This is a genomic window from Rubritalea sp. (assembly GCF_039830215.1).
In the GTDB taxonomy this organism is placed as follows: domain Bacteria; phylum Verrucomicrobiota; class Verrucomicrobiia; order Verrucomicrobiales; family Akkermansiaceae; genus Rubritalea.
The window spans coordinates 1-1900 of sequence record NZ_JBDOPO010000237.1; the positions used below are offsets into that span (position 1 = coordinate 1).

At 49.0% G+C, this 1900-nt stretch carries 2 protein-coding genes and 1 pseudogene; all 3 read left to right on the forward strand.

Annotated features, from left to right (window positions below):
* Window positions 1-690, forward strand: a pseudogene (locus ABGY95_RS07860) (2,3-bisphosphoglycerate-independent phosphoglycerate mutase); the annotation flags it as partial.
* A gap of 425 nt (window positions 691-1115) precedes the next feature.
* The gene (locus ABGY95_RS07865) at window positions 1116-1259 is read left to right on the forward strand and encodes a hypothetical protein (protein ID WP_347441136.1); all 144 of its coding nucleotides are present in this window, start codon (window positions 1116-1118) and stop codon (window positions 1257-1259) included.
* Between the two features lie 157 nt (window positions 1260-1416).
* On the forward strand, window positions 1417-1900 hold a 484-nt coding region (locus ABGY95_RS07870), incomplete at its 3' end, for an IS3 family transposase (protein ID WP_347441137.1).

Sequence of the window (1900 nt, forward strand, 5' to 3'; positions counted from 1 at the left end):
GATAAAGAAGTCCACCCCAAGCCACACTTTGTCACACTCACTCAGTACGACGAGAATTTCGATTGTGCTGTAGTCTACCCATCGAGCAGTATGAAGAATGTGTTAGGTGAGGTTGTTGCCGATGCAGGCCTGAGCCAGCTTCGTATTGCCGAGACTGAGAAGTACCCGCACGTGACCTACTTCTTTAATGGTGGCGCTGAAACTCCTTTCATGGACGAAGATCGTCAGATCGTAGCATCACCACCTGTCGCTACCTACGACCTACAGCCAGAAATGAGCGCGCCTGAAGTCACCGAAAAATTGGTGGCTCGCCTCAAAGACTACGACCTCGTCATCCTCAACTTCGCCAACCCAGATATGGTAGGGCACACCGGAATCCTAGAAGCTTGTAATAAAGCATGCGTAGTGATCGACCAAGGAGTCCAAGCTGTAGTTGAAGAAACTCTCCAACTCGGTGGTAAGCTTCTGATCACTGCCGACCATGGCAACTGCGAGAAACTCATCAATGCCGACGGATCACCACACACAGCTCACACTACCAACCTCGTGCACGCCATTTACGTGGCTGACGACCATGCTGGCGTCACAGTTAACGACGGTATCCTCGCGGACGTAGCACCCACACTGCTAGACATGCTAGGAGTTGCCAAACCCGTAGAAATGACGGGCAAAAGTATGCTAGTCAAATAGGTTGCTTCATCTGAACAAATTTGCAGCCCCAGTTGATCAAAATCAGCTGGGGCTTTTCTGCGCCAGAGCGGTCAACATTTCTCTTGACTACACGTGGCTCGAATCCGCTTGGCGGCTGGGGCGGCTAGATTACCAAGGTGGGGGTCATAAGCTTCGCTAGCCTAGACCATGCCTAATGCTGAGACAATTACCAGAGGTCTCTAGATCAAGCTTTATCAACATTCATCTCGCTTCGTAGTTTAATTAACGAACAACAGTGGCGTGATACAGCCACCAATCCTAAAACTAGCCTCACTCGCGGCGGTGACTATCGGGGGAGTGTCCTCAATTCCTGTGCACCCAGAAGTGGTCCCTCAAAACGGAGCCAATAGCATATTGAAATATCTGGCTGTTCATCGGTGGCTTAATCACCGAAAAACAGACAAATGAAACGTAAGAAAAGACATCTCAGTGCTGAATTTAAAGCACGTATCGCCACCGAAGCTCTCAAGGGGATTCGCTCAATAAACGACATCGCCCAAGAGAATGCTGTAGTACCGTCCAGGTCAGTCAGTGGAACAGGGAGTTAGAATCTCGAATGGTTGAGCTTTTTGAGAGTTCTAACACTAGTAAGAAAGAGTTGAAAAAACTCGAAGTCTGAGAGGCTCAGATGGAGCGTAAAGTGGGGCAACTCGTACTAGAGAAGAAAAAGTGCGATCAGCTGGGAGTCGATCTGAGCGAAAAGCTATGATTGATACTCAGCACGCGCTTTCAATTAGTCAGCAATCAGCTTTGCTAGAGGTCAACCGCAACCGCTTAAAGCCCAAAAGAGCTAAGACCAGTGAAGAGGATCACAAAATCATGCTGCATCTTGATGAAATCCACTTCAAGTACTGCCACATGGGGCAGCGCAACTTGATTCACGAACTCAGAGACAGAGGGTATGAAGTCGGAAGAAAGCGAGTGCGTCGCTTGATGAGATTGCTAGGAATCGAAGCAATGGTTCCCAAGCCTAACACCAGCAAACGTGGGAAGGCTCACAAGATTTACCCTTACCTTCATACAGGCAGACCTGTGACGGCTGCGGATGAAGTCTGGTGCACTGACATCACTTATATACCCATGCCTAGAGGTCACTCCTACTTGATTGCTGTGAGGGACTGGCACACGCGTGCAGTACTTTCATGGGAAGTGTGTAACACGATGGATACAGCATTTTTCTCCGAGCTTT

Excerpts from the sequence above, each read along its gene's own strand:
- ABGY95_RS07865 (WP_347441136.1), top strand. The coding sequence starts at position 1,116 with ATGAAACGTAAGAAAAGACATCTCAGTGCTGAATTTAAAGCACGTATC.